At 53.4% G+C, this 2,784-nt stretch carries 1 rRNA gene; it reads right to left on the bottom strand.

The annotated features are described in order from the left end of the window. Positions 1-23: 23 nt before the first annotated feature. Positions 24-2,784, bottom strand: a 23S ribosomal RNA gene (locus SPG90_RS22310); the annotation flags it as partial.

The following is a 2,784-nucleotide window of genomic DNA, read 5'->3' as shown; positions in this document are numbered from 1 at the left end:
CGCCGAAACAGCTTCGGCGTTGTAAGGTTAAGCCTCACGGTTCATTAGTATCGGTTAGCTCAACGCATCGCTGCGCTTACACACCCGACCTATCAACGTCGTCGTCTTCAACGTTCCTTCAGGACCCTTAAAGGGTCAGGGAGAACTCATCTCGGGGCAAGTTTCGTGCTTAGATGCTTTCAGCACTTATCTTTTCCGCATTTAGCTACCGGGCAGTGCCATTGGCATGACAACCCGAACACCAGTGATGCGTCCACTCCGGTCCTCTCGTACTAGGAGCAGCCCCCCTCAATTCTCCAGCGCCCACGGCAGATAGGGACCGAACTGTCTCACGACGTTCTAAACCCAGCTCGCGTACCACTTTAAATGGCGAACAGCCATACCCTTGGGACCTACTTCAGCCCCAGGATGTGATGAGCCGACATCGAGGTGCCAAACACCGCCGTCGATATGAACTCTTGGGCGGTATCAGCCTGTTATCCCCGGAGTACCTTTTATCCGTTGAGCGATGGCCCTTCCATTCAGAACCACCGGATCACTATGACCTGCTTTCGCACCTGCTCGAGCCGTCACTCTCGCAGTCAAGCTAGCTTATGCCATTGCACTAACCTCCTGATGTCCGACCAGGATTAGCTAACCTTCGTGCTCCTCCGTTACTCTTTGGGAGGAGACCGCCCCAGTCAAACTACCCACCAGACACTGTCCGCAACCCGGATTACGGGTCTACGTTAGAACACCAGCCATTAAAGGGTGGTATTTCAAGGACGGCTCCACGCAGACTGGCGTCCACGCTTCAAAGCCTCCCACCTATCCTACACATCAAGGACCAGTGTTCAGTGTCAAGCTATAGTAAAGGTTCACGGGGTCTTTCCGTCTTGCCGCGGGTACACTGCATCTTCACAGCGAGTTCAATTTCACTGAGTCTCGGGTGGAGACAGCCTGGCCATCATTACGCCATTCGTGCAGGTCGGAACTTACCCGACAAGGAATTTCGCTACCTTAGGACCGTTATAGTTACGGCCGCCGTTTACCGGGGCTTCGATCAAGAGCTTCGCGTTGCCGCTAACCCCATCAATTAACCTTCCGGCACCGGGCAGGCGTCACACCGTATACGTCCACTTTCGTGTTTGCACAGTGCTGTGTTTTTAATAAACAGTTGCAGCCAGCTGGTATCTTCGACTGATTTCAGCTCCACCCGCAGGGGCTTCACCTACATATCAGCGTGCCTTCTCCCGAAGTTACGGCACCATTTTGCCTAGTTCCTTCACCCGAGTTCTCTCAAGCGCCTTGGTATTCTCTACCTGACCACCTGTGTCGGTTTGGGGTACGATTTCGTGTTACCTGATGCTTAGAGGCTTTTCCTGGAAGCAGGGCATTTGTTACTTCAGCACCGTAGTGCCTCGTCATCACACCTCAGCGTTAAAAGGTACCGGATTTACCTGGAACCNTGACCACCTGTGTCGGTTTGGGGTACGATTTCGTGTTACCTGATGCTTAGAGGCTTTTCCTGGAAGCAGGGCATTTGTTACTTCAGCACCGTAGTGCCTCGTCATCACACCTCAGCGTTAATAAACGACCGGATTTACCTAATCGTTCCGCCTACATGCTTAAACCGGGACAACCGTCGCCCGGCTAACATAGCCTTCTCCGTCCCCCCTTCGCAGTAACACCAAGTACAGGAATATTAACCTGTTTCCCATCGACTACGCCTTTCGGCCTCGCCTTAGGGGTCGACTCACCCTGCCCCGATTAACGTTGGACAGGAACCCTTGGTCTTCCGGCGAGCGGGCTTTTCACCCGCTTTATCGTTACTTATGTCAGCATTCGCACTTCTGATACCTCCAGCACCCCTCACAGGACACCTTCAACGGCTTACAGAACGCTCCCCTACCCAACAACGCATAAGCGTCGCTGCCGCAGCTTCGGTGCATGGTTTAGCCCCGTTACATCTTCCGCGCAGGCCGACNTAAGCGTCGCTGCCGCAGCTTCGGTGCATGGTTTAGCCCCGTTACATCTTCCGCGCAGGCCGACTCGACCAGTGAGCTATTACGCTTTCTTTAAATGATGGCTGCTTCTAAGCCAACATCCTGGCTGTCTGTGCCTTCCCACATCGTTTCCCACTTAACCATGACTTTGGGACCTTAGCTGGCGGTCTGGGTTGTTTCCCTCTTCACGACGGACGTTAGCACCCGCCGTGTGTCTCCCGTGATAACATTCTTCGGTATTCGTAGTTTGCATCGGGTTGGTAAGCCGGGATGGCCCCCTAGCCGAAACAGTGCTCTACCCCCGAAGATGAGTTCACGAGGCGCTACCTAAATAGCTTTCGGGGAGAACCAGCTATCTCCCGGTTTGATTGGCCTTTCACCCCCAGCCACAAGTCATCCGCTAATTTTTCAACATTAGTCGGTTCGGTCCTCCAGTTAGTGTTACCCAACCTTCAACCTGCCCATGGCTAGATCACCGGGTTTCGGGTCTATACCCTGCAACTTAACGCCCAGTTAAGACTCGGTTTCCCTTCGGCTCCCCTATACGGTTAACCTTGCTACAGAATATAAGTCGCTGACCCATTATACAAAAGGTACGCAGTCACACCACGAAGGTGCTCCCACTGCTTGTACGTACACGGTTTCAGGTTCTTTTTCACTCCCCTCGCCGGGGTTCTTTTCGCCTTTCCCTCACGGTACTGGTTCACTATCGGTCAGTCAGGAGTATTTAGCCTTGGAGGATGGTCCCCCCATATTCAGACAGGATACCACGTGTCCCGCCCTACTCTTCGAGTTCACA

It is taken from the genome of Enterobacter sp. D2, assembly GCF_034427575.1.
Classification (GTDB): Bacteria; Pseudomonadota; Gammaproteobacteria; order Enterobacterales; family Enterobacteriaceae; genus Enterobacter; species Enterobacter cloacae_M.
This window is presented reverse-complemented; position numbering and strand designations above follow the sequence as displayed.